This window comes from Bacillus sp. FJAT-27916 (genome assembly GCF_001183965.1).
Taxonomy (GTDB): Bacteria; Bacillota; Bacilli; order Bacillales; family Pradoshiaceae; genus Pradoshia.
The window spans coordinates 3,996,627-4,003,095 of record NZ_LFZV01000001.1; the positions used below are offsets into that span (position 1 = coordinate 3,996,627).

Annotated in this window: 5 protein-coding genes; all 5 read right to left on the reverse strand. The window is 46.2% G+C overall.

Features of this window, described 5'->3' with window-relative positions; all coding sequences use genetic code 11:
* Positions 1 to 4 precede the first annotated feature (4 nt).
* The gene (radA, locus tag AC622_RS19640; protein WP_049672575.1) at positions 5 to 1,384 is read right to left on the reverse strand and encodes a DNA repair protein RadA; all 1,380 of its coding nucleotides are present in this window, start codon (positions 1,382 to 1,384) and stop codon (positions 5 to 7) included.
* 304 nt (positions 1,385 to 1,688) lie between these two features.
* Positions 1,689 to 4,130 (reverse strand): ATP-dependent protease ATP-binding subunit ClpC, encoded by a 2,442-nt coding sequence (gene clpC / locus AC622_RS19645; RefSeq protein WP_049672576.1) that lies wholly within the window; start codon positions 4,128 to 4,130, stop codon positions 1,689 to 1,691.
* A 12-nt stretch (positions 4,131 to 4,142) separates the two neighbouring features.
* Positions 4,143 to 5,204, reverse strand: coding sequence for a protein arginine kinase (locus AC622_RS19650; protein WP_442853821.1), 1,062 nt, complete (start codon positions 5,202 to 5,204; stop codon positions 4,143 to 4,145).
* 14 nt (positions 5,205 to 5,218) lie between these two features.
* Positions 5,219 to 5,776 (reverse strand): UvrB/UvrC motif-containing protein, encoded by a 558-nt coding sequence (locus tag AC622_RS19655; protein ID WP_049672578.1) that lies wholly within the window; start codon positions 5,774 to 5,776, stop codon positions 5,219 to 5,221.
* Between the two features lie 24 nt (positions 5,777 to 5,800).
* Positions 5,801 to 6,262 carry a CtsR family transcriptional regulator gene (locus tag AC622_RS19660; RefSeq protein WP_049672579.1) on the reverse strand — a complete coding sequence of 154 codons (462 nt, stop codon included), beginning with the start codon at positions 6,260 to 6,262 and terminating at the stop codon, positions 5,801 to 5,803.
* Positions 6,263 to 6,469: the final 207 nt, after the last annotated feature.

Consider the following 6,469-nt stretch of genomic DNA (forward strand, 5'->3'; position numbering starts at 1 on the left):
CTAGTTATCCCCCTAACGCATATTTCAATGCTTCACTGACTGTTGCTACACCAACAACCTTTATATCAGATGGAGGCGTCCATCCGCTTAAGTTATTGGCTGGTATGATAATTCGTTCAAATCCGAGTTTGGCTGCTTCCTTCACTCGCTGCTCTATTCGGGAAACCCTGCGGACCTCACCTGTCAGCCCGACTTCGCCAACAATACAATCTGTTGCTCTCGTTGGCACATCTCGGAATCCGGAAGCAATGCTGACAATTACGGCCAGGTCTACTGCAGGTTCACCAAGCTTGACTCCGCCTGTTACCTTTAAATAGGCATCCTGGTTCTGCAATAGAAGACCGACTCTTTTTTCCAGTACAGCCATCAGCAGTGACACCCGGTTATGATCAATTCCTGTTGCCATCCGGCGTGGATTAGGGAATATCGATGGTGAAATCAAGGCTTGGATTTCTACTAGTATAGGCCGTGTCCCTTCCATCGAGGCAACAACGGTAGACCCTGCCGCTCCCTGTGATCGCTCCTCAAGGAATATTTCGGAAGGATTCATGACCTCTTCTAGTCCCTCTTCCTTCATTTCAAAGATTCCCATCTCATTCGTCGAGCCGAAGCGGTTCTTGACAGCTCGCAAAATCCGGAAGGTATGATGCCGCTCCCCTTCAAAATATAATACAGTGTCAACCATATGCTCTAAAAGGCGCGGACCCGCTATATTCCCTTCCTTTGTCACATGTCCGACAATGAAGATGGCAATTCCCTTCGTCTTCGCCAATCTCATCAGCTCAGCCGTACACTCACGCACTTGGGATACACTGCCTGGTGCAGATGTGACATCTGGATGAAAGACTGTTTGAATGGAGTCGATGATAACGAAGTCCGGATCAATTTCATTGATTGCTTGTTCAATCATCCCCATATCCGTTTCTGAATAAACGTATAGGTGATCTGAAGTGACTCCAAGCCTTACGGCACGAAGCTTCGTCTGCTTAACAGATTCCTCTCCGGATATGTATAAGACATCATAATCCTTTCTCGCTAATTGGGCCGATACTTGCAAAAGCAAGGTAGACTTTCCTATCCCTGGGTCTCCCCCAATCAATAGTAAAGACCCCGGCACGATTCCGCCCCCAAGTACACGGTTCAGTTCACCCGAGTCGGTCATAACCCGCGGCTCCTGTTCAGTTCCCACCGTCATGATGGATACCGGCTTTGACATTGGCTGATCTGTATGGGTAAAAGCTGTTCTGCGCTGATTTTTTGAAGCCGTGATTTCAACTTCCTCTGTCATCGTGTTCCAACCGTTACAGCCTGGGCATCTCCCCATCCACTTGGGAGATTCATACCCGCAGGACTGACAAATGAACTTCGTTTTTTTCTTTGCCATAAAGGGTAGTATCCTCTCTCTTACGGTGCAGGCAGATCCACCTGCCCCTTTTTCATTTATATCGTAAATACATGACTGCTCATATGGAAATTTCCTCAAAGATATGTGTTAGAAGTAATGATAGGTGAGGACTTGGTTTCTTTATACCCGGCCCACTCGGAGAGACTAAAGGGGATATAACCCGCTTCAGGAAGCAGGCTGCAGCATAACCCTCCAATCCATACATAGGGTGAAATGCCTTTTTTCCTATTGAAAGGAAAGGGCACAATCCACATATAGGAAGTGCCCTTCTTCTTACTTCATCTTACTTGCTTGCCAGGCTCTTTTCACCGGTTTTAGCCGTGAATTCGCCATTCTCCACATCAATGACAATCTGTTTCCCTTTATCTATATTGCCTCTTAAAAGCTCTTCAGACAAGAAGTCTTCTACATGTTTTTGCAAAGCTCTTCTAAGCGGACGGGCTCCATAGTCTGGGTCGTAGCCCTCTTCGACAATTTTTTCCTTAGCCGCTTCTGAAAGCTCAAGGTCAATATCCTGCTCCTTCAAGCGTTTAATCAATTGATTAGACAGCAATGTCACAATTTCCTTCAGGTGTTTCTTCTCAAGAGCATGGAAGACGATAATTTCATCAATCCGGTTCAAGAATTCTGGACGGAAAGCCCGTTTGAGCTCATCCATAACCTGCCCCTTCATATCCTTATAGTCTTGGCCTTCATCCTGCATATTGAAACCAACATACCGGTTTTTCTTCAAGCTATGTGCACCCACATTGGATGTCATAATCAAGATTGTATTACGGAAGTCTACTGTACGTCCCTTCGAATCTGTCAGCCTTCCATCCTCAAGCACCTGTAATAGAATGTTGAAAACATCAGGGTGTGCTTTCTCAATCTCATCAAGCAGCACGACGGAATATGGTTTTCGGCGAACCTTCTCTGTAAGCTGGCCGCCCTCCTCATAGCCGACATAGCCTGGTGGTGAACCAACAAGACGGGAGGTTGAGTGTTTCTCCATGTACTCAGACATGTCAATCCGAATCATGGCATCCTCATCTCCAAACATGGACTCAGCAAGAGCTCTAGCAAGCTCTGTTTTACCGACACCGGTAGGCCCTAAGAAGATGAAGGAGCCAATTGGACGCTTCGGATCTTTAAGACCAGCCCTCGCTCTGCGAACCGCTTTCGAAATAGCCTTTACAGCCTCTTCCTGACCAATGACACGATTATGAAGAATGTCTTCCATATTCAACAGTTTATCAGATTCTGTCTGCGCAAGCTTCGTAACCGGGATTCCAGTCCAGCTGGAAACAACATGTGCGATGTCATTCACTGTTACCTCGCTGTTTTCCTTGCCCTGCTTTTCCTTCCAATTACGTTTTGTATTCTCAAGCTCTTCACGCAATTTTTGCTCCATATCGCGTAAGGAAGCTGCTTTTTCGAACTCCTGACTTTGAACTGCCGCATCCTTTTCTTTGCGTGCCTCCTCCAGTCTTACCTCAAGTTCTTTCAAATTAGGTGGTGTTGTATAAGAGCGGAGACGCACCTTAGAGCCGGATTCATCAATTAAGTCGATGGCTTTATCCGGAAGGAATCGGTCAGAGATGTAGCGGTCTGATAATTTTACCGCTGCATCAATTGCTTCATCGGTAATAGATACTCGATGATGGGCCTCATAACGATCACGCAGACCCTTCAAAATTTGAATGGACTCATCAATTGTCGGCTCATCCACTTGGATTGGCTGGAATCTGCGTTCAAGCGCCGCATCCTTCTCAATGTATTTACGATATTCATCAAGCGTCGTCGCACCAATACATTGAAGCTCACCGCGTGCGAGTGATGGTTTCAGAATATTAGATGCATCAATGGCACCCTCAGCTCCGCCTGCACCAATCAAGGTATGAAGCTCATCAATGAAGAGGATGACATTGCCGGCTGCTCGAATTTCGTCCATCACCTTTTTGAGGCGGTCCTCAAATTCGCCGCGGTATTTAGTACCGGCTACAACCGTTCCCATATCCAGTGTCATGACGCGTTTGTCCCGCAAAATCTCTGGGACCTCATTATTGACGATTTGCTGGGCGAGTCCTTCAGCTATGGCTGTTTTACCAACACCGGGCTCTCCAATCAAAACAGGGTTATTCTTCGTGCGGCGGCTCAACACCTCAATCACACGCTGAATTTCTTTCCCTCTGCCAATTACCGGGTCAAGGCTTCCCTCTCTTGCAATGGCGGTCAAATCACGTGCCAGGCTGTCAAGGGTAGGTGTGCTGGCTGCAGAGGAGGCTCCTCCTTGATGAACACCCGATTCATTGCTGCCAAGAAGCTGCAATACTTGCTGTCTTGCCTTATTGAGGCTGACGCCTAAATTATTCAACACTCTGGCTGCGACGCCTTCTCCTTCACGAATCAGCCCAAGGAGAACATGCTCGGTTCCCACATAGGAATGGCCCAATTTCCTTGCTTCATCCATGGAAAGCTCGATAACCTTTTTCGCTCGGGGAGTATAATGGATCGTTTGAACCGTCTCAGAACCTTTCCCAATGAGATTTTCAACCTCTTCTTGGATTTTTTCCGGGCTTAATCCAAGGGCATATAGTGCCTTCGCGGCAATGCCGTCTCCCTCTCTCACCAATCCAAGTAAGATATGTTCCGTACCGATATTATTATGACCGAGCCTGATTGCTTCTTCCTGTGCTAGTGCGAGTACCTTTTGTGCTCTTTCTGTGAATCGACCAAACATCATGATAAGTTCCTCCTATTCTTTCATTGGTTTATCTTCTAATGCCAGCCTTTCCCGAATGAGAGAAGCTCTTCGTATATCTCTTTCTTTTGGGTTCAGCGGCCCGCCTGCATAGCGCTGCAGGAAACCAGGCTGCGTAACAACCATTAATTCATTTAATATATGTTTCGTAATATTGGGGATGTATCCTAAATCAATCCCCAGCCGAACATCTGATAAACATTTAGCCGCTTCCTTAGACTCGAGGATGCGGGCATTCGATAAAATCCCTAAGGAACGGAATACCCTATCTTCCAATTGTATGTTTGAAGATTGGACCAATGTATCACGCGCGGCTTTTTCCTGCATAATTATTTGCTTCACCACACTGTCCAAGTCCTCAGCAATGGCTTCCTCGGTCTTTCCAAGCGTCATTTGATTCGAGATTTGGAAAATATTCCCGAGTGCCTCACTGCCTTCTCCATACATGCCCCGAACGACCAGTCCAAGCTGATTGATGGCCGAGATGATTCTATCCATTTGCCTTGTCAGCACCAGCCCCGGCAAATGCAGCATCACAGAAGCCCGCAGACCGGTACCGACATTGGTAGGACAGCTCGTTAAATACCCAATCCTCTCATCAAATGCATAATCAAGTTCATTCTCAAGCAAATCATCAATCCGGCTCGCTACATCTAAAGCCTCTTTCAGCTGAAGCCCAGGGAATAAACATTGAATCCGAATATGGTCCTCCTCATTTACCATGATACTGACCTCTTCATTCTCTGTGATCAAGACTCCGCCCATCTCATATTCTTTCGCAAGCAGCGGGCTGATCAAATGTTTCTCCACAAGAACCTGTCTGTCGAGCGGCTGAAGGTCCCTCAGCCTCACCATCTCCAAAGTGCCAAGTCCCGGCAGGTACTGTCCGCCAAGACGATCCTCCACTTTGCGGAGCATCTTAGCCGCCTCCTCTGCGGAGAACACTGTCGGGAAGGAAAGATCCTTCACATTACGTGCAAGCCGAATTCTCGAACTCATCACGATATCTGATTCCGGACCTTCCTGGTTCATCCATGAACTAATTGCATGGTTCATAAAATTTTCAATCGTCAACCTTCCCCGCCCCCTTCCTGAGACGCAGCCTCAATCTCCTTCTCAAGCTGACGAATCTCATCACGGACATGTACAGCCTTTTCAAAGTCCTCTTGCTCAATCAACGCTTGCAGGTCTGCCTTCAAGTCATTAATCTGCTTTCTTATATGAAGCGTGCCGCCGGCTCTTTTTGGTATCTTGCCTGTATGGTTTACATTCCCGCCATGAAGCCTGCTTAAAACCGGCTCCAAATACGGCGCAAAGGTTTCATAGCATTGCCGGCAGCCAAACCGCCCGCTATTCACAAACTCCCGGTAAGTCAAATGGCAATGAGGACATTCCAGCTGGTCGCCCCCAAAGCCGGGACTCGCCTTCGTCGATGTCATGCCAAGACCCATATTTAAAAGGCCTGCAAGTAAATTGTTGAAAGATAAATTGCCCCCATCATGGAGCATAAAGATATCCCCCTTCTCAGCGGCGCAATGCTCGCAAAGGTTCACTTCTGCCTTCTTGCCGTTAATCACCTTCGTGAACTGCAGCGTAGCCGGCCGTTCATTACATTCCTGACAAAGCATTTCTCCACCTCATTCACTACTCACTTACTTATATCGTAACGTCATAAACATCGCCTTTAAAATTCTTGCTCTAAGCTCATCACGCTCAGGCAGGTCATAATGTAAAACTGAGCGATCCATCACACTCATCATAATTTTTGCTTCACGGATAGAAATCACTTCTTCCTCAACGAGCCTTCCAATTAACGCCTCTGAATTACTTTGAGAAATCCGGTCACCAATTAGACTGCTGAGCTGTTCAATAAGATGTGCCCTATCATGTGACTGAACCCGCATAATACGAATATATCCGCCTCCGCCACGCTTGCTCTCCACAACATAGCCTCTTTCGATGGTAAAGCGGGTGTTAATAACATAGTTGATTTGAGAGGGGACACATTGAAACTTATCAGCAATCTCGCTTCTTTTAATTTCGACTAATTCCTTCTCACTCATCTCTAATACATTCTTTAAATAACTCTCAATAATATCTGATATATTCTTCATCGCTTGACTCCCCCTCTCGCCGCTCTGACTTTGACTATATTTGACTTTAATTATAAAAAAGTTTTCTCATTTTGACAATGAATTACTCTATTCATTTCACTATGTATATACATTATTTCGCAAAAGGGCTATAAGGCAAAAAGCCAATAATAAAATTTTACCCATATTCTCTTTATTAGAAACCCGCTACATCAACATTTTATGGTA